The organism is Rhodococcus aetherivorans, from assembly GCF_011058165.1.
Taxonomy (GTDB): domain Bacteria; phylum Actinomycetota; class Actinomycetes; order Mycobacteriales; family Mycobacteriaceae; genus Rhodococcus; species Rhodococcus aetherivorans.
Genome location: NZ_JAALEG010000101.1, coordinates 1 through 20,829 on the forward strand (window position 1 = coordinate 1; position 20,829 = coordinate 20,829).

Consider the following 20,829-nt stretch of genomic DNA (forward strand, 5'->3'; position numbering starts at 1 on the left):
ATCCTCCGGTTGGCCGGTCACACCAGCATCGCCACCGCCCTGCGGCACCACAGCCGCAACCCGCACCGGCCGATCGACCTACTTCACACCATCTGACATGCAATTACATGACTTTGCCGGGGCCCTGAGCAACTGGTGGTCTGGGAAAACGCCGGCGACGAGAACCTGCTGCGCCGAGCCCGCGAGGAGATCCTCGCCTCCACGGACGGCAACCCGCCGCCGATTCTCGACCCGTTCGCCGGTGGCGGCACCATCCCCCTTGAGGCCCAGCGGCTCGGCCTCGAAGCCCACGCATCGGATCTGAACCCAGTCGCAGTGCTCATCAACAAAGCGCTGATCGAGATCCCGCCGAAGTTCGCCGGGCGCCCCCCCGTCTTCCCCGGGGCAGCGGACGCACAGATAAATACCTGGCCGCGGGCTACCGGACTGGCCGAAGACGTCCGCCGCTACGGGCAGTGGATGCGCGACGAAGCCGAAAAACGTATCGGTCACCTGTACCCGAAGGCGGAACTTCCGGACGGCACCGAAGCCACTGTCATCGCATGGATTTGGGCCCGCACCGTCACCTGCCCCAACCCCGCCTGCGGCATTGCCATGCCCCTCGTCCGGTCGTGGTGGCTCGGCAAGAAGAAAGGCAAGGAAGCCTACGTCGTCCCATCGGTTGTCGACGGCAAGGTGGAGTTCAGCATCGGCCACGACCCAAAGAAGGGGCCGACAAAGGACACTGACGGCACCGTGGGACGTACGGGGGCAGTGTGCATCGGTTGCGGAGCAGCCGTAGAGCGGGAACACATCAAAGCTGAAGGTCGTGCCGGGCGTATGGGTGCTCAACTCATGGCTACCGTTGCCGAGGGCAGGCGAACTCGCATCTACCTGGACCCCACGCCTGAACACGAGCTTGCAGCACAAGTTGAGCGACCCATAGATGTGCCAGATCAGGAACTCGGTTATCACCCGAAAGATATTTGGACGCCGCCGTATGGCTTGACTACCTTCGCTGACCTGTTCACCTCTCGCCAGCTAACCGCACTGATCACCTTCAGTGACCTAGTCGGCGACGCTCGCGAACGTGTCCTCGCCAACGCCCTCGCGGCTGGTGTACCTGAAGGCGGCCGACTCGAAGCGGGCGGTACCGGCGCGGCAGCCTATGCAGATGCGGTGGCAACCTACCTGGGACTAGGGGTCAGTAGATTCACAAACTACCAAGCTTCGTTATGCAGATGGCGGCCTGATGCGGGTAAGGAGCAGGTCGGAGACTTCTTTGCTCGCCAAGCGATCCCGATGACATGGGACTTTGCCGATGCGAACTGCTTTAGCAACTCAGCCGGTGGCTGGGGACCTGCGTTCAAGTTTATTCCCAAGTGTCTCGATTATCTTCAGCCTGCAGCGGCGACGGCAACGGCCGTTCATGCCTCTGCTACCAATCGCGCATTCACCGGTCACGTCATCTCTACTGATCCTCCTTACTACGACAACATCGGCTACTCGGATCTGTCCGACTTCTTCTATGTTTGGCTCCGCCGCTCGCTGCGCTCGATCCATCCCGAGCTGATGGGATCGATGCTTGTCCCGAAGGCCGAGGAGCTCGTCGCTAACCCCTACCGCCACGAGGGCAAGGACGGCGCACACCATTTCTTCGAGAAAGGGTTCCGCGAGGTATTCCGCCGTGCTCGCCAGTCTGCACTGCTAGATTTTCCGATCACGGTGTATTACGCCTTCAAGCAACAAGACGCCAATGACAATGGAGAGGCATCAACAGGCTGGGAAACCCTGCTAGAGGGAATGATTCACTCAGGGTGGGCGATTACAGCTACCTGGCCTATGCGTAGCGAACTCGGAAACCGGATGCTGTCGCAGGGAACCAATGCTCTCGCCTCGTCCATTGTTCTGGCGTTGCGTCCCCGAACAGAATCCGCTTCGACCGTCGACCGACGCGGATTCATCAATGCACTAAAGGATGAACTTCCGCAAGCACTCCGCGAGTTGCAGCAAGGTGCGATCGCCCCGGTGGACCTGCCCCAGGCTGCAATCGGCCCTGGTATGGCAGTGTTCTCCCGCTACGTCGGAGTGCTAAATGACGACGGTTCGAAGATGACGGTGCGTGCTGCCTTGGCCAGGATCAACGAGATTCTCGACGAGGTACTCGTAGAGCAGGAAGGCGACTTCGACTCGGACACGCGATTTGCGATCGCGTGGTTCCGCCAGCACGGATTTGACGCGGGCAAGTTCGGTGATGCCGACAACATGGCCCGAGCTCGCAACGCCTCTCTTGAGCACCTCGAACGATCCGGCATTCTCACCAGCCGCGCCGGGAAGGTCGCGCTGCTGTCCCCTGCTGCATTGGGGGAGATGTATGCGGTCAGGGATTATGACCCGGGCAGTGACCCGCATATCAGTACATGGGAAGTGGTGATGCACCTGTCTCACGCTCTGTCGGAGAAAGGCGTACCGGCCGCCGCTGCGTTGCTGTCGCGGGTGCCGGAGTCGATCGATCGGGATCTGTGCAAGGAGCTGTCGTTTCTGCTGTTCACCATCGCAGAGGACCTCAAGCGCACCCAGGTTGCGATCGAGTTCAACTCTCTCGGTACGGCATGGAACGACATCGTCGCCGAGTCCCGCACCGCGTCGACCCAGCTGACGCTGGACACCTAGAAGGAACCGTGCCATGGCTGTGAGCAACCGCGACCGCATCGGTCGGATCTTCGAGCTTCTCGGGCCCGCGCTGGACGAGTTCCACACCTACGTACTGGCCAAGAAACTGCCGGAAGGTGGGGACTGGACGGCGCTCCTGGCAGCGCGGGACAAGACCAAGGGCGTCGGGGCGGCGAAGACGTATGTGCGCACCGACCCGCAGAACGGGCTGCGAATGATCACCGAACAGATCCCCAACCAGATCCAAAAAGGCTGGTATCCGTTCACCGACCACCTCTCCCGCACCGAGCAATCCTGGGCGACAGAGCTGCGGGATGTGCGCAACACTTGGGCGCACAACGGATCGTTCTCCGCCGACGACGCGTATCGGGCCCTCGATACCGCCGAGCGGTTCCTCCGCGCGATCGGGGCGCCGGACCAGGCCGATGAGGCCCGACGCTCCCGGATCGAGCTCATGCGTCTGAGCTCCGAAAAGCAGGACCGCAAGGTCGTCAAGACCTCCGCGGCGGCGGAGATCGGCGCCGACGGTCTCGAACCGTGGCGGCTGGTGCTCAGCCCGCATCAGGATGTGCAGAGCGGCAACTTCCATGCCGCCGAGTTCGCCGCAGACCTGGCGATGGTCTCCCGCGGCGAAGGCGACCCCGAATACACCGATCCGGTGGAGTTCTTCGCCCGCACCTACCTGACCGAAGGCTTGAAGGATCTGCTCGTCCCGGCGATGCAGAGACTGTCCGGTGACCCGAACGCCGCGCCGATCATCAACCTGCAGACCAACTTCGGTGGCGGTAAAACCCACTCCATGCTGGCGGTGTGGCATCTGGCGTCGGGCCGGCCGCTGGTGGACTATCCGCAGGAAGTACAGGACCTGCTCGCCGGCACCGAGTTGCCGGCTGCCCGTCGGGTGGCGCTGGTAGGCACCCAGATCAAGGCCGGTGCGGTGAAGGTGATGCCCGACGGCACCCGCATCAACACCATCGGCGGTCTGCTGGCCTGGCACCTCGGCGGTGCCGAAGGCTATGCGATGGTCTCCGAATCCGACACCAACCGGCTCAACCCCAGCGGCGAAGCACTGCGCGAGCTGTTCCTGCGGTTCGGCCCGTCGGTGATCCTCATCGACGAATGGGTCGCCTACGCGCGCCTGTTGTTCGGCCACGAGGAGCTGCCCGACGGCACCTTCGATGCCCAGTTCACCTTCGCCCAAGCACTGACCGAGGCCGCCAAAGCCGTCCCGGGCACGTTGGTGCTGATCTCCATCCCCGCCTCGGCGGAGATGAAGGACGGCGAGTACGTCGGCGACGAGGAAGAGGTCGGGGGACAGAACGGCCGCGAAGCATTGAAGATGCTGCGCAAGGCCGTCGGCCGTGTCGCCGAGCAGTGGCGCGCCGCCAACGCCGAGGAAAGCTTCCACATCGTCCGGCGCCGGTTGTTCGAAACCCCGGACAGCACCGCCCTGGCAAAGATCAACGCCACCGCCAAGGCCATGGTGGCGTTCTACGTCAAGAACAGCGGCGACTTTCCCCGCGAGGTCCGCGAACTCGACTACGAGGAACGCATCCGCCGCTCCTATCCGATCCACCCGGAGCTGTTCGACCGGCTCTACCAGGACTGGTCCACCCTCGAACGCTTCCAGCGCACCCGCGGTGTCCTGCGGTTGATGAACGTCATCGTCGGTCAGCTCTGGCGCGAGAACGACACCGCCCCGCTGATCATGCCCGGATCGATCCCGCTACGCGCCGACAAGGTCGTCACCGAACTGACCCAGTACCTCGACGACCAATGGAAGGCCCTGATCGACACCGACGTCGACGGACCGAACTCCGCCCCAGCCCAGGTCGACAACACCAACCAGCTGCTCGGCCAACGCCTGACCACCCAACGCCTGGCCCGCACCGTCTTTATGGGCGCCACCCCCACACTCACTTCCGCGCACAAGGGCCTGGACAAGCAACGGATCTTCCTCGGAACCGCCCTTCCCGGGGATGTGCCGGGTAACTTCCATTCGGCGCTGAACCACCTGGCCAATACCGCCACCTACTTCTACAACTCCGGGTCGCTGTACTGGTACGACACCCAGGCAAACACCACCCGCACCGCCCGCGACCACGCCGAACGCCTCCACAAGGAAGACGTCTGGGCCGAAGTCGTGCGCCGACTGCAGGATCACCGCAAGACGGCGTCGGACGGGTTCGCCGGCGTGCACGTCGCACCCGACTCGTCGGCGGACGTGCCGGACGTGCCGGAGGTGCGATTGGTGATCGTGCCGCCCGCGTATCTGCACAACCGCAAGGCCAAGGCCGACTCCCCGGCGGCGATCTGGGCGAAAGACGTCACCGAGCACCGTGGCAGTGCCGCTCGCACCCACCGCAACATGGTCGCCTTCCTGGCCGCCGACGACGCCCGCTGGGGTGAACTCGACAGCGCGGTCCGGGACTTTCTGGCCTGGTCCTACATCCGCGACAACGCCGACAAGGACCTGAACCTGACGGCCGCGCAACGGCAGCAGGCCGTCGACCGGGTCGCCACTCACAATCAGGCCGTCGCCGACCGGCTGTTGCAGACCTATCACTGGGTGCTCGCCCCTACCCAGCGCGATGCGACCAAGCCCCTCGAGATCGAAGCGTTCAAGGCCGACGGCACCACCACCGATCTGGCTGCCCGGGCAGCGGCGAAGTTGCGCAACGAATCGCTGTTGACCCTGCAGCGCAGCGCCGGCCTGATCCGCCACGACCTGTCCGGCACCCTCAAGGCCGCCTGGGACCGGGAGGGCCACCTCAGCTTCGGCCAGTTGTGGGACTACTACACCACCTACCCGTACCTGGCGAGGTTGCGCGATCGCACCGTCCTCGAACACGGGGTGCAGTCGGTGTCCGACGAGATGTTCTGGCAACAGACCGGCTTCGCACTGGCAGTCGACTGGGACGGACAGAACTATCTCGGGCTGGTTCTGCCGTCCGATCAGGTGAGCGTGCCGCAGATCACCGATGCGCTGCTGCTGGTCCAGCCTTCCCGGGCCGAGGCGCAACGCGAACTCGAACTCGCCGAGTATCAGGCAGCACAGGGCGAGACCGCATCTCAGCACGAGGGTGGCCCCACCGCGGGCGACGAAGAGACCGCACCTACCGCCGGTGCGACGGTCCAAGCCACCACGGGCGCATACACCGGTAGCCGCAGCGAAACCGAGGGGACCGCTCCGATGGCGAAAACCCGATTCTTCGGGTCCACCGCCCTGCACCCGGACTTCTACGCCCGCGACTTCAACAAGATCACCAACGAGATCATCCAACACCTCGCCGCAGCCGACGGCGTTCACCTCGAAGTCCGGGTCGAGATCACCGCCACCACCCCGAACGGATTCGACGAGAACAAGATCCGCACGGTCCGTGAGAACGCCGCCGTCCTCAAATTCGACCAGGCGGGGTTCGAAACCGACTGATCAAACGTATACACGGATGCCGTCGAGGTAGCGCCGAACCAGTATCGAAGTAGTACTGAAACGGTACAAAAGTGGTACAGTATGTGGTGCCCGAGACAGTAGTCGAGGGAAGTGGTCCGTGTAGGAGGTCTCCGGAGCGTAAGTACCCCTCGGGGCAGCTCCACCAGGTGGTTTCCAGCCTTGCGTGCCCATCACACGTACCGAAGGCCCTCTCCCTCCGGAGAGGGCCTTCGCGCATCTCAGAGGGTGATGACCTCGATGCGATGCTCGATTTTGCGGCGTATGGACCCGCCCCGACCCCACGCCCAGGCGTGAACGTCGGGAAGCCACAGCAACGGATTGCTCGGACGATCGTGAAGGTACTCGAACGGGGCCTGCGGACCTACCGCCTGCCGAATCACCCGATTGTCCTCTCGATCTTGATCGCACGACTCGATGACCACTCGACTCGCAGACAGCTCCACCAGATCGTGAGCAGCTGCAGTGAGCGTGAGGTCCCGCGCCTCACGTTCGGAAAGCTTGCGTGACTTGACCACATACAAACGGCTGTCGGCATTCAACTTCGCGACCTCGGTCACGATCTTGGGCGCTGTCTTTCTGTCCACCGACTTCATGTGGAGTCGGCTGCTTCCCTTGGGGCACAGTTCTCTCATCCGTTTGCGCATCTCGTCGACGCCGGACGGTACGACGGTCACAGCGCAGAGGATGTAGTCGTCGCGCTTCGACTCGTCAACGAAGACATGCACGGCCCGCCCCCAAATCCTCGGCAGGTGCGGTCACGTCAGGCTCCTTCAGTGGAGGAACTGCACACGATGTCGCGGATCACCGCGAGTTTTTCCTGAGCGTCGGACGAGCCCACGGAACGCAACATCGCATCCCCACGTTCGCTGGGATTCAGGACGGCGCTCACCACATCGGCAATGGGAGTGCCCAGCAGGTAGAGGCGGACCTCGTCGTCCTGATTGGGTGGCAACTCGGCGGGGAGGTGTCCGATCCCGTGAGAGGCCAAGGCCCGGCTGATGGCGGATCGAACGTGGATCCCCAGTCGTCCCGCGTCCTGGATCCGCTTCAGCGTTTCCATCGTCGTGGTGTAGACGCCGGCGTCCACTACCGCCGCTCGCAACTCGCTATAACTGTCCATGATTTACTCCTAATTATTAAACAATAATTGCAACTAATCTCATGGTAGCGGAAGTTTGCGGGGACAGCGCGGGTGTGCTGTTTGACGATCCTCAAACAGCACACCCCGAAACGGTCCGGCACTCGATCGTGTCCTGCGGAAGGCGGCCGTGCGACCGTCCTGTTTAACCGTCCTGCATGTTGGTCTCGTACAGCTGACCTAAACAGCACTATCGTCGCCTCATGGACGGAATCCTGATCGGCTATGCCCGATGCAGCACCGCGGGCCAAGATCTGCGAGCGCAACGCACAGCCCTCAAACGCCTCGGAGTCCCCGACGACCGGATCTACACCGACAAGGGCTACACCGGCCGCAACCGACACCGACCCGGTCTGCGTGAAGCACTCGCCGCCTGCCGCGAAGGCGACACCCTCGTCGTCTCCAAACTCGACCGCCTCGGCCGCTCCGCCGTCGACCTCCGGGCGATCGCCGACGAACTCGAGGCCAAAGGCACCCGCCTGAGCATAGGCGGCTCCGTCCACGACCCGACCGATCCCACCGGCAAACTCTTCTTCGGCATGTTGTCGCTGATGGCCGAGTTCGAATCCGACCTCATCCGCGCCCGCACCCGCGAAGGCATGGCCGAAGCGAAGAAGGCCGGCCGACTCAAAGGCAAGCAACCGAAGCTGTCCGCCTTGCAGCGCAAACGCCTGCTCGCCGACTACGAATCCGGCGAATACACCGCCGGCCAGCTCTGCGAGATCAGCGGACTCTCGCGTTCTGCGATGTACGCAACGCTGCGCCGTGCACGAGACGAGTCGACTTTATAAATGCGACTTCATCCACTCGATCACGTCCTCGCGTCCTGACTGCATAACGGGGAGAGAACCATCACCTTCTGCCTCCCCTTCCACATTCATAGCTGTGGCACGCCAGGAATATCTAATTTCCTCGATCCCAGTTTGATCGAAAGGGACCATCAAAACCACCGCGGGCTCCGACTCGTAGGGCTTTACCTGTCTACGAAGGTCGGGAACACTAACGGTAAGGACAACGTCGTCTCCAACGGTGTCCCAGGATGAATGAAGAATTAGATTGTAAGCTGGAAAATCTGGTACGTGGACGCCAAACGGAGGGTGTGAACTCTTGGATCTCCGCAAAGGGGTCCATATATCGGTGAATCTGTCCTCGGTGGGATCGAGCCCGCGCACGCCGTAGAACACGAACTCTACTTCCAGGTCTTTGAGGACCTTGGAAGTAGAAAGTGCGACCTTTATAGGGAGTGCCGCTGCCGCTGCAATCTTTTCGTCGAAAGAAGCCAAGTTTGCGCGAGTGCGAGCGGTCCATCCTTCCATTTCTTCGGCTGGGTTAACCGATGAGCCTGAATTAATGGAGACGAAGGAACGGGCAATTACGTCATTGGCTGAGGGAATTCCTTCCCGCTTCTTCTCGCGTTCCAATTCGTTATCAATGAGCACTTCGATGAACTCGGGAAGATCCGGATGATGCCAAACTTCATTTTCGTCCAGAGAGACTTCGAGATCCAGTTTTGAAACAGACGCAGCGGGGACTGGCTGAAGCGTATTTCCTCTAGTCTTCAGAATTCGAGCGTCATGCCAAAGTGTTGCCTCAACCTTATCGATCAAGGATTCAAGCGAGTTATACGTGTGATACAACCCGCTCGTATTTTCGTGGAAAGTCTCTCGATACGTCTTGAGCTTGCCCCAGTCCGCCATCTTCTCGGTGCTGCCGGCGATCGTCATCGGGAGGCTGTCGCCCTGCCAGAAGAACATGTGTGCCATCCCGGTCTCACTCCGAGCCTCGGCCTCTTCGACGGTGCCCGAATATTCGTTCCGCGGAGTCGGGGTGCCGAGACGGTATTTGAACAACGCGAGGATCACGTCTGCATGATTGGTGATCTGCTCGTTGATGATCGCCTGACCATCGACACCTGCACGTAGGACCGGGACCGTATCGGTCGAATAGTGCTGGGGGACGAACACGACGCCCTCATCCCTGGCGTGGCTGCTGTTCCATTTCGCGATGGTGGCCCTGACTGCTTCAACTTCTTGTTCGGTGTCGGCCGGACCCGAAATCATCACAAGTGCAGCTACCGCATGGAACGTCATGAGCGTAGTGAACCACCCGACGCCGACTGGCTCCGAGACGGTCTCGGTTCGGGATGTCGAGGCCGAGAAAGTGTCCTGTCTCCGGGGGAAATCCGCCCCCGGACCCCCTTCGGGTCGTCTCGGGTGTCGACGAGCAGTGTGTTCGAGGGTCGGTGTGGCAGTCGGATCTTTGCCTCGTTGGTCTCGGGGCCGGCAAACGTATGCTCCCGCGGCCGGCGGACGGCGCCCCCTCGCCCTGGCTAGGAGTGTGCCCCGGCTCGTCTGCCGTGTGTCGGCTCTACCGATCCCCGGGGGCTCCGCCCCCGGGACCCCTGTCCCTCCCTCCCAAGGTTCCCGCTGCTCCGCGTGTACCGCGCCCGGTCGCCACCCACGGCCCTACCGGACCCGCCGACCACCGAGCAAGGGAAAACCCGCCCTTGCCCGGCAGTCACCGCGCCCGGTTCACCAGGGCACACCGACCGACCGAGGTACCCGCTCCACCACCGCCATCGAACCACCCGTTACACCCGAAAAACCGCAGGTCAGACCCATAAAACGTGTGACCGACATCACCGGAAAAGCACCCGAAAGACACCAACGAAACATCGAAAAATCATCAAAACAGATGTAAACTTGAGTCATGAACAACAACGAGAACGGCCCCGTTACCCGCCTCAACACCGCTCAGTTCATCGAAGGCATCCCCGCCTTCCTCGGCATGGTCCCGAACGAATCCCTCGTCATTGCCCTGATCGATCCCCAGGGAACGACCGGCCCCTTCGCCCGCCTCGACCACGACAACGCCACCGCCGTTGTCGCTCTCGACAAGCTCATGGCCGCCGTCGAATCCGCCGACTTCAACGCCACCATCGCCGCGCTCGTCAGCATCCACCCCAACGGCGACACCGCAGAGGAAACCCTTCTCGCCGCCACCCGCCACGCCTACACACTCGGTCTGGCCGTGCCCATCGCCGCCGTCCTGCCCGAGTACACCGCCGGTGAGACCTTCTTCAACTTCCCCAGCGCCGAATCCGGAGAACTCGGCGACATCCTCGCGAGTACCGTTGCTGTCCTCGGAGTCATCGACGGCCGCGCACCCATTGCCCCCAGCCGCGACGCTCTCGCCGCCGAACTCGCGCCCGCCGAAGACCTCGGAGTGTTGTTCGAGCGCCAGTGGGGCGCGCGCCAGGCCCGCGCCCAGGCTCCCGAGATCACCGACGCCGCGAACCTCGAGACGCTGCGCGACGCGATCGAAGCGCCCCGCGAGCTGACCTACCCCGAAGCCGTCGCCGTCGCGATCACCCTCACCGACAACCCCCGCGCCCGCGACGTGGCCCTGTACTTCTCCCGCAACGTCGCCGCCGTCGCCATCCTGACCGACGCCGCCCGTAAGACTTCCGGCTACGCCCGCTTTACGATCCTGTCCGTCCTCGCCGCCGTCGCCTACGCACACGGCTACGGAGTCCGCGCCGCCGTCGCCCTCGACGCCATCGAGAACGGAGTAGCGCACGAGACCCAGATCCCCAAGCTCGCTCTTCTCATCCGCCAAGTCGTCGACCACGGCCTGCACGCCAAGGGAGTGCAAGAAGTCCTCGACGCCGGTCGAAACGTCCTCCCCGAATTCGGATTCACCCCCGAGGACTGACAACCCAGCACGAGGCCCCCGCACCGATCCGGTGCGGGGGCCTCGCCCTATCTCCAACCCACCAACGAACCCGCCCGCACCTCCGCAGCGCGCAGGGCCGAGCTCAGGGCATCGAGCCCCTTCGCCCGGCTTCTCCCGCAGCTCGCGCACGGAGCCGCGCCACCGTGCCGGGACGACGTCCAACCGCCGTGCGACGACCGCGCATCGTCACGGTGCGATTCAGGCGAGCCGTCAGAGAATGTCCGGCTTATCCGAGAAGCAGATGTCGATGCCGCGAGTGCAGGGTACGTCCAGCACCGGTATGCCGGCGACCGCCGCATCGAGGGCCAGATCCGAAATCGGCATCACCTCGAGGACGGCATCGAGCAATGCCGCTTCCGCTTCACTGCGCTGCATGAGAACCCCTAACGTCTCCGAAACCGCCTCGACTCGCGTGCAGCGGTCATCTCTCATCATCGAATATCCACCGTGGTCGCACCAATCGCCTCGACACATCAGATGACGATCGCCTGCCAACTACCACAGCGTTCCTTGCGCCCCGTCGTACAGGGCTGTCTCGATCGCGTGCTGATCCCAGCCATATCGCAACACCGCATCGCGCACCGCTCGTGAGCGTCGAGCACGTTCGGTGCGGTCGGCACCGAACCACAACCGGGGGCCCCCGCCGCGGCCCTTACGCCCCATGTCCGCCATGTTCTCAGCGGCCGACGCGAGCACCACATGGGCAGCGAAGGCATCACCGTCGCCCGTGTTGACGCACAGCGGATTGTCACAACGCCGGTGCATCGCCACTTCGTCGTCGTCGAGGCCACGTTCCAGCTCCACAGCGAGGGCGTAACGGTGCGGCCGCACCACGATCTGATGACCGTCTCGAGCTATCCAGAACCGTCCGTAGCCGTCGTCAACGAGCGCACCGATCCAGAGGTGACAGGAATCCAAGTCCGGTCCGTACACCACGCGTTGGAAGAAGCGAGTCCGTTCGATCTCGTCTCCTGGCTCCCACCGCACAGTGGCTCCGTCTCTGACCTCGCGCCGTTGCTTGCTGCCCGATCAGGAGCCGGAAGCAGCTACCGGCACGTCGGGCGTCGGTGCCTTCGCCTCACTGCCGCCCCTGCTCGATCCTTGTGCGGGAGGCGTCGAGTCGTTGTTCTCTTCGGCCAGCTTCACCAACCGGCGCACCATCGCCACGTCCAGATCGACGAGTTCGGAGATCGAGGTAGCGGTCTCGCCACGTCCAGCAACCTGCGCCAGCGACCTGCCCGCCGCGAGTTCGGCCGCAGCCTTCTTCTTCTCGAACTCCTCGTTCGCCTTGGCGATCGCCGCATCACGACGAGCGGCGGCCTTGTCCACCTTCTCCAGCGACGCCAACGCGCGCTCGAGGTCGCGCTGGTTGTCGCTGATCCGCTTGAGCAATTCAGCGCGCCGTTCCGACAACTTCGACCGTGCCTGACTGCGCGCCGAGATCACCTTCGTCCCGTTGTGCACCGCATCCCCCGAACCACTCACTGCGACACCCTTCCCGTCTACAACAACTCACGCCGAGTCTAAGCCAGCGTCCCGACCAAACCCGTGTCTCCGCCGGAGCGGTCTGCGACCGCCGGCTACACCGATCTACATCGCACCGTATCCGGGTATCAGCACCAGAAGAGATGGGACACACCTCTTGCAGTTTTACTGACATTCGGGAAACCTGCTCCCAACCTGCGCGTTCGTACCGCTAAGATCGAGCCCGTGATGACCCTCCACGTCCTGCACGCAGCGGACGGCTACGAGTACCTGACACGTCAGGTCGCCACAGCCGACCGCGAGCGTAAACGTGGAGCAGAACTCACCGATTACTACACCGCGCACGGCACACCGCCCGGCGAATGGTTCGGCTCAGGAGTGGACGGTTTGAACGACCTTCTCGACGACATCCACGTCGAGAACGCCGACCGGATCTCCGCCGGAGATGTCGTCACCGAGACGCAAATGAAGGCCCTGTTCGGCGAAGGACTCCACCCAAATGCCGACGCCCTGATCGCCGAACTCATCGACCGGGGCGTCCCGTCCGAGGACGCAATCCGGCTCGCTCGACTCGGACGGAAGTTCCCGACCTTCAAGAACGACGTCGAGCTGTTCGACCGCCACGCGGCCGAGATCGCCGAGTACACCGACACCCACGGACATGCCCCGAGCCGGGATGAATCCGCTGCGATCCTCGACCGCATCGCCGGAGGGATGTTCCAGGACAAGCACGGCCGACCGGTGGCAAACGAAGCCGAACTGCGGAACTGGATCGCCCACGAGAAGGGCAAAGTCCGCCACCCGGTAGCGGGACACGACCTGGTTTTCACACCGCCCAAGAGTGTGTCGAGCCTGTGGGCACTGGCACCGAACGAGACGCGCATCGAGATCGAGCGCATCGTCGATGCCACGGTGAAAGACACCCTCCGGTGGCTCGAAGAGAACGCCTGCTTCACCCGCGTCGGCCGTAACGGCGAGGAGCAGATCGACACCAACGGCTTCGTTGCCACCCTCTACAAGCACTTCGATTCCCGCTGCGGGGACCCCAACCTGCACACCCACGCTGTCGTGTCGATCAAGACCCAGGCCGCCGAAGACGGCAAGTGGCGTGCCGTCGACGGATCGACAATGTTCCGCTTCGCTGTCGCCGCCTCGCAGCGATTCAACGCCGAAGTGATGCAGCGCCTGAGCACCGAACTCGGTCTTGAGCTGACCTACCGCGAGATCGAGCAGGGAAAGCAACCCGTCGTCGAACTGGCCGCCATTCCCCGCAATATGCTTGAGGTGTTCAGCTCCCGCCGCAGCGCAATCGAGGTCCGCCGCGACGAACTCATGGCCGAGTACCGCGCCAAGTACCAGCGGATGCCCGACGCCAAGACGATGTATCAGCTCTATCAGCAGGCCACCCTCGATACCCGCGAAGGCAAGGCCGACGCGAAATCACTCGCGGAGATGCGCGCAGAATGGCGCGAGAAAGCCGCCGAAATCCTCGGTGGCAACGAGGCCGTCGACCAGCTCGTCCGCGACGCCTTCGCCGCCGATCACGCACCGATGCCGCAGCGTCGAAGCCTCGACGACGATGCCCGAGACGTAATCACCAAGCTCGAATCCAAACGCTCGCGCTGGCAACTGCCGCACATCATCTCCGCCGTCCAGGCCCACCTCGGCGGCGAGACATTCCCCGACCTCGACACCTACCGCAACGCGGTCGATCGACTCACCAGCCAGGTCATGGAGTTATCAGTGACCACCCCACGGGCCGAGCTGCCCGCGATCCCGAGGCGTCTGCGCCGACGTAACGGCGACTTCGTACTGTCCCACCACGGCAGCCACAAACACAGCTCCCAGCGCATCCTCGACGCCGAAACGATGCTGGTATCGGCCACCAGCGAACCCACCGTCTTCACCGCCCGCACCGCCTCAATCCATCAGGTATACGAGCAGATGCGCGCCGAAACCGGGCGCAACCTCAACGCCGGCCAGCGCACCTTGACCGAACACTTCCTGCAATCCGGGGCGCTGCTCGCCGTCGGTGTCGGACCCGCAGGAACCGGAAAAACCACCAGCATGAAGGCCGTCGTGCAGGCATGGCAGAACGAAGGCCACAATGTCATCGCGCTCGCACCGTCCGCAGTTGCCGCCGAAACACTCGGCGAAGAAGTCGGTGTCACCGGCCTGACCCTGGCCTCCCTGACCTACCCCTGGCGTGGTCTCGTCGGCAGTCGCCCCGGCACACTTCCGGCCAGCATCGACATCGCACCGGGCACGATGCTGCTCGTCGACGAAGCCTCCCTTGCCTCCACCCTCGACCTCGCCGCCGTCGTCGAGATCGCCAAGGAACGTGGCGCAGTCGTCCGCCTGCTCGGTGACCCGGCCCAGCTCGACGCTGTGGAGACCGGCGGAATGCTGCGCTATCTGGCGCGCAGCACCGACGCCCCTGAGCTCGACACCGTGGTCCGATTCGGCAACGACACCGCCCAAGCCGAAAACTCGATGCTGTTGCGATCCGGTGATTCCACCGGTCTGGATCTGATCTACGAACGCGATCTCGTGCGCGAAGGAACGCGCGAAGAAATGATCGGCCAGGCCGTCGAGAACTACCTCCACGACCTCGCCGACGGCAAAGAATCCATCGTCATGCTGCCCACCCGCGAGGACGTCACGGCAGCCAACATCCAAGTCCAGGCCGTGCGCCGCCACGACGGAACCAGCGACGAATCCACCACCGTCGCCCTCGCCGACGAACACACCGCCGGCCGCGGAGACATCGTGCTCACCCGCAGCAACCGCCGCGATCTGAACCCCTCCGGCGGAAAGAAGGCCGGAGCGTTCGTGCGAAACGGCGACCTGTGGGAAGTGCTCGACGTCGTGTCCGAACGCGGTGTGATGACCGTCCGGCACTTCGAACACGGCGGCGTCATCACCTTGCCGGCCGACTACATCAGCACCCACGTGCAACTCGGCTACGCCTCCACCGTGCACCGCGCCCAGGGCGTCACCGTCGACACCGCCCACGCCATCATCAACCCCGACATGGACCGCTCCGGGCTGTATGTGGCCGTCACCCGCGCCCGCACCGACAACCGGATCTACGTCCCAGTCGACGTGCCCGTCAACCTCGACACCGAGCGTCCGCACCTCGAAGACAAGAACGTCTCCACCGGCCGGATGATCCTCGAAACCGTCGTCGCCACCGACAACGGCCACCGCACCGCCACCGAAGAACTCGCCGAACAAGCCGCCCACGCCACCGACCCGGAACGGCTGCGCGAGGCATATCTGGCCGCCCAACGCCGCCTCCGCGACGGCGCACTCGAGACCGAGATGCGCCGCACCCTGCCCGAACACATCGCTGCCACCATCGAAGGCACCGAGGGATGGGCACAGCTTCGCCAGGTCCTCGCCGACGCCCACGACCACGGCCACAGCACCCGCACACTCCTCGGACACGCACTCGCCGAAGGCCCCGTCGCCGGAGCGAAAGACATCGGATCGGTCCTCGCCCACCGCACCCGCGCCATCGTCGGCCAGTTCACCGAACACCCGACATTGCCGCCGCTACCGATCCGCGACCCGCTGGGCACCGACGCGGAAATGCACGACTTCGCGGTCGAATGCGCCCGCCGCTACACCGAGGTCACCGAACACGCCAAGGCTGCCGACACCGGCATCGGTGAGGTGATCCGCCGTTACCGCGACGCTTCCGCACTGCTCGAGACGCAGCGGGTCCGCACTCTCGCTACCGCCGCATTCGGTGACGAACTCGGCACTCGCATCGCCGAAGAGGCCTCCGCACGCCTGCTCGCCCGCCAGCTCCACCGCGCCGCCCAAGCCGGTGTCGACCCGGTCAACCTCCTGACCTGGCACCACGAGCGCCTGGCTGAGAACGGTGTCGACACCACCGCCGCCGCGTTGCGTTCCGACATGGCCAAGCCGCTGACCGAGCTGATCGCCCGCCGCAACACCGCATGGCTCACCGAGCACCAGGACACCATCGCCGAGCACCTGCCGACCCTCGCGCTGCAAACCGACGACGAACGAGCACAGGCCATCGCCGGACGCATCGAACACATCCACCGCATCACCGGAGCGAGCGTCGAGGAGTTCGTGGCCGACCTCGCGGAGCGGGCCGGAGCCACAGCCCCGGCCACCGTGCTGCTCGCCGAACTCGACCGCATCGCCGCCGACGGCCGCGACCTCACCCACCCCGACGCCCCCGGGTGGATCATCGCGCCCGTGACCGATGCCGACCATCTCGACCCCGATCTCGCCGCACAGATCCGCGAGGACTACCAGACCATCGCCGATCTGCGCCGCGACTACCGCAACCAGCTCACTGACGACACCGCCCCGACCTGGGCACAGTCCACCCTCGGCCGCTGCCCCGACGATCCCGAACACGCTGCCCTGTGGCGGACCACCATCGCGGACGCAGCCGCCTACCGCAGCACCCACCACATCACCGACGAGGACACCCTTACCGGGGGTCGACCGAACGACCGCCGCGCCGCACTCGACTGGATGCACGTCGAGCGCCAACGCGCTCGGCTGCACGAACAGCAGTTGCGTCAGCAGCAGACGCGGGATCAAGAACTTGAGCATCGGGCTCACCAGCCCGGTCTTGGTCATGTTGAGCAGAGAGACCGCCGGGTGTAATCGAGCGCAGGGACAAGCAGCGACGTGCCAGTAAGCGTCGTTAACTCTCTTTGGGCGTAGTTCTCCTGCGCCTCGCCTCGCGCAGAAGTTGTCCCATTTGTGGGTCATGCTCAGCTATTGCGGGTGCCGCAACTCATGTCGGAGACCAAGGTCGACGCAGACTTGGACGTGCCTGCAGCGGGCGTGATGCCCAGTTCACGAGCCACGGTGCGGCCGTAAAAGCAGTCCGTGTGTGGCGATCCTGGATCCCGCTGCCCTTGGCTTTGAACGATGTACGGACCCAGTAGTAGTCGTCTCCAAGATCGACGTCGAGCGACCCGTCGACGACAGAGACTACCAACATGTCCATGTCCTTGAGCAGATAAGCGGATCCGCGGTCGCACCCGTCGCAAGCACAGTCGGGAATCGATGCCAACGCCACCGCGGGGTCGCCCGCAGCGATTGTGATGTTGAAGGGATGGTCAGGGTTCATCGGTGCGTGCGTCCTCAGCACCAGTGGAACCGCACCCTCGGCGGCTGGCTTGAGGACAGTGTCGGCACCGCCGGTCTCCAGGGGCGCAAGCGCCCAGTCGATACGCGATGCTTCTCGCGCCAGGCCGCGGTTGAGGAGTACCTTCGTCCACGCTTGCGCCCTGGCCACCACGATCCGGAACCGCTCTGGATGGGTGGAACGCTCGTACGCCTCTTCGTCCGGTCCGGGACCACCTTCGTACGGGTTCGGCCATCCCGGAGTGTCCGCGCCGGTGACCGCGAACGCCGCGTCGACGTCATCGAGCAGTTCGCACATCTCTCGCGAGAGCAACGGCTCGTTCCCGTCCCAGCCAGCTTCGCGCGCGCGGAGAATATTGGCGTTGTAATCCACCCACCACGACTGCCCCGAATCTGTCATCACATGGACGCTACCGTCGCGCGGTAGCGTCCGCAATCAGAAAATGAACAACGATACCGAAACTCCGGGAAGATTTCATTCCAATATTTGACGTGGCGAGACCGTGCCCGGAAGTTGCCTTTGTCTGAAAACCCCGAAGACCTCCAAGTCGCAATTCATAAACAGGGTTTCGCTGCTTCTTGCGTCGAGGAGGTCTCCGGCTCTTCCCCGCAGAAATGCGCCGGGTTGATCGTTTCGGAGTTCGTCGTCGGGGGCGATCCGGTCTTGCCTGATCACACCTTGCAGTTTAAGCGCTTCTTTGGTGGATAGACGACCGCCCAGTAATTCTTACCCATATAGCTGATCCGGCCGGTAACGACCCCCCAGAACCAGGTTTCTACCTCACCTGTACAGGCGTGGGCCACGTTCTTGGACTCCAGGTAGGACGTGGATGCTCCGGTGGAGCTTTCGACATCGACTATCCCAGATGTCGTGTACCACCAGCCGTAATACTGGTACTTCAGTTCCGTCTCGTGGGTGATGCTCGATACAGGCGTCTCGCATTCGGTTGTCGGCTTGAATCCGACCACACCGTAGCCCTTCCCGGGTCCGCTCTTGGTCCGCCAATGAATCCAGTTTGGCTTAAGTGGCTCTTCGCAGTTGGTAGGGGCGTGATGTCGTCCGACCCCGTGCCGTGTCGGTGATTGAAAAAGGGCCCGCGCCCTTGTGAGCTGGGTGTTCTTCAGGCAACCAGACCAGCAAGGAACGCGGGCATGCTCCACAGTAGTGGCTCACTGCTGCTCGATCTCGACGGCGTCGTCGTCGAATCGGTGCGGCGCGTCGACGACGGCAGCCGGATCGTCCGGCTCGGCACCGACCCCCGGTGGGTCGGGATGTGCCCGCAGTGCGGGCAGACGTCGACACGGTCGAAGGGCTGGGTCACCACCCGTCCCCGCGATGTGCAGGTCGGCCCCGACCGTCCCCGGCTCGAATGGAACAAGCGGAAATGGTTGTGCACCAACATCTCCTGCGGGCGGAAGGTGTTCACCGAGTCGGTGCCGGGCATCCCGCCCCGCAGCAGGGTCACCCCGCGGGCGAAGACGATGATGGCCGCGGCCGTCCTCGACGACGACCGTTCGGTGGCCGCGGTCGCCGCCGAGTACCGGTGCGCCTGGCACACGGTCCACGATCGGGTCGTCGCCGTCGCCGACACCGCACTCGACGACGAACCAGCCCCCGTGACGGTGCTCGGTATCGACGAGACCCGCCGCGGCAAGGCGAAGTGGGAGACCGACCCGGTCACCGGCGCCCGGCGGTGGGTGGACCGGTGGGACACCGGACTGGTCGACGTCACCGGTGACCAGGGCCTGCTTGCCCAGGTCAACGGGCGCAGCTCGGCGACGGTGCTCGACTGGCTGCACGCACGCGACGAGCAGTGGCGACAGCAGATCACCCACGTCACCATCGACCTGTCCTCGGTCTACGCCAAGGCGGTGCGCGAGGCATTGCCGCACGCCGAGCTGGTGGTCGACCGGTTCCACCTGGTCAAGAAGGCCAACGAGGTCGTCGATGCGGTGCGCCGGCGGGTCACCCAGACCCACCGCGGTCGGCGCGGACGCAAGTCCGATGTCGAGTGGATCAACCGCCGCCGGCTGCTGCGCGGCGCCGAGACCCTCACCGATCAGCAGCGCACCGAACTGTTCACCAAGCTGCTCGCCGCCGACCCGAGCGAGGAGATCGCCGCCGCCTGGATCGCCAAGGAACTGCTACGCGACCTGCTCGCGTGCACCGGTCGCGGTGGGCTGCGGCACGAGATCCGAGCCGCCCTGTATCGGTTCTACAAGTTCTGCGCCGCCTGCTCGGTGCCGGAGGTCACCGCGCTGGCCCGCACCGTCGAGACCTGGCAGGACCCCATCGTCCGGGCCATCCAGACGGGTCTGTCGAACGCGCGCAGCGAAGGCTACAACCGGATCGTCAAGCACGTCGGACGGATTGCGTTCGGATTCCGCAATCCCGAGAATCAACGGCGCCGGGTACGGTGGGCCTGCACCCGCCGCTCCCGGCGGAGCACACCCAGCCGGCATCAATGCCACTGCTAACTACGAAGAGCCGCTTAAGTTCGCAGGGCCCGAGGTTCAGTCCCATCGGGCTGAGCCTCTCCGGCTGCGGTAAGTCGGGCGCGGATTGTCCGTTTTGGAGGCTTTCGAAATATGCCAATGCCTCTTCGCGAGTATCGAACTGAATGTAATCCACTGGAGGTGGACTGACGGGCACACTGATCTCGCCGGCGGCTGATCCATTGCTGAATTGTTGTGTGAACCATCCAGTTCCGTCGTCAACTCCCTCGTTCGTAGGATACCCGTAGAGCCTTTTTTCATATCCGGCCAGAGACCATTGTTCGAGTATGTCGCCCCGGACCGAATGCGCGCCGGTTGTGGGCGACCAGTAGATGACGCCGCGTTCGAAGCGGTTCATACGGCCTTCGTTGTTGTGGCCGACCCAGATCTCATCTGAGGTGGGATATCCAAGGGGCCCGCCTTCCCAGCCGGTTTGGGCCCATCGATCACGGATGGCGCCGCCAACAGGGTGGGCCCCCGTAAGCACGGGCCAGTAGATTGTCGCGCCCTGGAAGTCCTGGAGGCGTCCTCCGTTGAGAACGACCTCGTCGGTTTTCGGGTAACCGAGCCAGCCAGCCTCGTAGCCGTACTGGCCCCCAGGGCCCCGGCAAAGTCATGTAATTGCATGTCAGATGGTGTGAAGTAGGTCGATCGGCCGGTGCGGGTTGCGGCTGTGGTGCCGCAGGGCGGTGGCGATGCTGGTGTGACCGGCCAACCGGAGGAT

At 63.9% G+C, this 20,829-nt stretch carries 13 protein-coding genes and 3 pseudogenes; 6 read left to right on the forward strand and 10 right to left on the reverse strand.

Annotated features, from left to right (window positions below; all coding sequences use genetic code 11):
- Positions 1-126 precede the first annotated feature (126 nt).
- Positions 127-2,652 (forward strand): annotated as a pseudogene (locus G6039_RS26270) (DUF1156 domain-containing protein); the annotation flags it as partial.
- Between the two features lie 13 nt (positions 2,653-2,665).
- Positions 2,666-6,085, forward strand: coding sequence for a Swt1 family HEPN domain-containing protein (locus G6039_RS26275; RefSeq protein WP_043798089.1), 3,420 nt, complete (start codon positions 2,666-2,668; stop codon positions 6,083-6,085).
- A gap of 239 nt (positions 6,086-6,324) precedes the next feature.
- On the opposite strand, the gene G6039_RS26280 is transcribed toward G6039_RS26275, so the two are convergent.
- Together G6039_RS26280 and G6039_RS26285 are read right to left on the reverse strand one after the other, a co-directional pair.
- Positions 6,325-6,780: a hypothetical protein gene (locus tag G6039_RS26280; protein WP_235194022.1), complete on the reverse strand. Its 456-nt coding sequence runs from the start codon at positions 6,778-6,780 to the stop codon at positions 6,325-6,327.
- 86 nt (positions 6,781-6,866) lie between these two features.
- Positions 6,867-7,226, reverse strand: a complete 360-nt coding sequence (locus G6039_RS26285) for a hypothetical protein (protein WP_043798095.1) — start codon at positions 7,224-7,226, stop codon at positions 6,867-6,869.
- A gap of 221 nt (positions 7,227-7,447) precedes the next feature.
- On the opposite strand from G6039_RS26285, the gene G6039_RS26290 reads away from it, so the two are divergent.
- Positions 7,448-8,035, forward strand: coding sequence for a recombinase family protein (locus G6039_RS26290; RefSeq protein ID WP_006937976.1), 588 nt, complete (start codon positions 7,448-7,450; stop codon positions 8,033-8,035).
- Here G6039_RS26290 and G6039_RS26295 read toward each other — a convergent pair.
- Both G6039_RS26295 and G6039_RS26300 read right to left on the reverse strand, forming a co-directional pair.
- Positions 8,030-9,334 (reverse strand): hypothetical protein, encoded by a 1,305-nt coding sequence (locus G6039_RS26295; protein WP_152103784.1) that lies wholly within the window; start codon positions 9,332-9,334, stop codon positions 8,030-8,032. The two genes, G6039_RS26290 and G6039_RS26295, sit on opposite strands and share 6 nt — an antisense overlap.
- Before the next feature lie 441 nt (positions 9,335-9,775).
- Positions 9,776-9,955 carry a hypothetical protein gene (locus G6039_RS26300; protein WP_152545950.1) on the reverse strand — a complete coding sequence of 60 codons (180 nt, stop codon included), beginning with the start codon at positions 9,953-9,955 and terminating at the stop codon, positions 9,776-9,778.
- Between G6039_RS26300 and G6039_RS26305 the strand changes: the two genes are divergently transcribed.
- Positions 9,954-10,958 carry a DUF4192 family protein gene (locus tag G6039_RS26305; RefSeq protein ID WP_043798097.1) on the forward strand — a complete coding sequence of 335 codons (1,005 nt, stop codon included), beginning with the start codon at positions 9,954-9,956 and terminating at the stop codon, positions 10,956-10,958. The genes G6039_RS26300 and G6039_RS26305 overlap by 2 nt on opposite strands.
- A 231-nt stretch (positions 10,959-11,189) precedes the next feature.
- On the opposite strand, the gene G6039_RS26310 is transcribed toward G6039_RS26305, so the two are convergent.
- From G6039_RS26310 to G6039_RS26320, 3 genes are all read right to left on the reverse strand, one after another.
- Complete coding sequence (locus G6039_RS26310) at positions 11,190-11,354, reverse strand: hypothetical protein (RefSeq protein WP_006937979.1); 165 nt, start codon at positions 11,352-11,354, stop codon at positions 11,190-11,192.
- A gap of 120 nt (positions 11,355-11,474) precedes the next feature.
- Positions 11,475-11,966: a hypothetical protein gene (locus tag G6039_RS26315; protein ID WP_235194023.1), complete on the reverse strand. Its 492-nt coding sequence runs from the start codon at positions 11,964-11,966 to the stop codon at positions 11,475-11,477.
- A 42-nt stretch (positions 11,967-12,008) separates the two neighbouring features.
- Positions 12,009-12,464 (reverse strand): hypothetical protein, encoded by a 456-nt coding sequence (locus G6039_RS26320; protein WP_235194024.1) that lies wholly within the window; start codon positions 12,462-12,464, stop codon positions 12,009-12,011.
- A 228-nt stretch (positions 12,465-12,692) separates the two neighbouring features.
- On the opposite strand from G6039_RS26320, the gene mobF reads away from it, so the two are divergent.
- The gene (gene mobF / locus G6039_RS26325; protein ID WP_040272728.1) at positions 12,693-17,120 is read left to right on the forward strand and encodes a MobF family relaxase; all 4,428 of its coding nucleotides are present in this window, start codon (positions 12,693-12,695) and stop codon (positions 17,118-17,120) included.
- Positions 17,121-17,253: 133 nt separating this feature from the next.
- Here the strand turns inward: mobF and G6039_RS26330 are convergent, their stop codons facing one another.
- Both G6039_RS26330 and G6039_RS26335 read right to left on the reverse strand, forming a co-directional pair.
- Complete coding sequence (locus tag G6039_RS26330; RefSeq protein ID WP_080688405.1) at positions 17,254-18,009, reverse strand: DUF6226 family protein; 756 nt, start codon at positions 18,007-18,009, stop codon at positions 17,254-17,256.
- A 272-nt stretch (positions 18,010-18,281) separates the two neighbouring features.
- Positions 18,282-18,578 carry a hypothetical protein gene (locus tag G6039_RS26335; RefSeq protein WP_146034252.1) on the reverse strand — a complete coding sequence of 99 codons (297 nt, stop codon included), beginning with the start codon at positions 18,576-18,578 and terminating at the stop codon, positions 18,282-18,284.
- Between the two features lie 136 nt (positions 18,579-18,714).
- Here G6039_RS26335 and G6039_RS30855 point away from each other — a divergent pair.
- Positions 18,715-20,087: pseudogene (locus tag G6039_RS30855) on the forward strand (ISL3 family transposase).
- 286 nt (positions 20,088-20,373) lie between these two features.
- Here the strand turns inward: G6039_RS30855 and G6039_RS31500 are convergent.
- Positions 20,374-20,661, reverse strand: a pseudogene (locus G6039_RS31500) (LGFP repeat-containing protein); the annotation flags it as partial.
- Positions 20,662-20,829 lie beyond the last annotated feature (168 nt).

Bases quoted from the DNA above. Each gene is read 5' to 3' on its own strand.
- G6039_RS26310 (WP_006937979.1), bottom strand. From the start codon at position 11,354: ATGCAGCGCAGTGAAGCGGAAGCGGCATTGCTCGATGCCGTCCTCGAG.
- G6039_RS26330 (WP_080688405.1), bottom strand. From the start codon at position 18,009: ATGACAGATTCGGGGCAGTCGTGGTGGGTGGATTACAACGCCAATATT.
- mobF (WP_040272728.1), top strand. From the start codon at position 12,693: ATGACCCTCCACGTCCTGCACGCAGCGGACGGCTACGAGTACCTGACA.
- G6039_RS26305 (WP_043798097.1), top strand. From the start codon at position 9,954: ATGAACAACAACGAGAACGGCCCCGTTACCCGCCTCAACACCGCTCAG.
- G6039_RS26275 (WP_043798089.1), top strand. From the start codon at position 2,666: ATGGCTGTGAGCAACCGCGACCGCATCGGTCGGATCTTCGAGCTTCTC.
- G6039_RS26285 (WP_043798095.1), bottom strand. From the start codon at position 7,226: ATGGACAGTTATAGCGAGTTGCGAGCGGCGGTAGTGGACGCCGGCGTC.
- G6039_RS26300 (WP_152545950.1), bottom strand. From the start codon at position 9,955: ATGACTCAAGTTTACATCTGTTTTGATGATTTTTCGATGTTTCGTTGG.
- G6039_RS26295 (WP_152103784.1), bottom strand. From the start codon at position 9,334: ATGACGTTCCATGCGGTAGCTGCACTTGTGATGATTTCGGGTCCGGCC.
- G6039_RS26290 (WP_006937976.1), top strand. From the start codon at position 7,448: ATGGACGGAATCCTGATCGGCTATGCCCGATGCAGCACCGCGGGCCAA.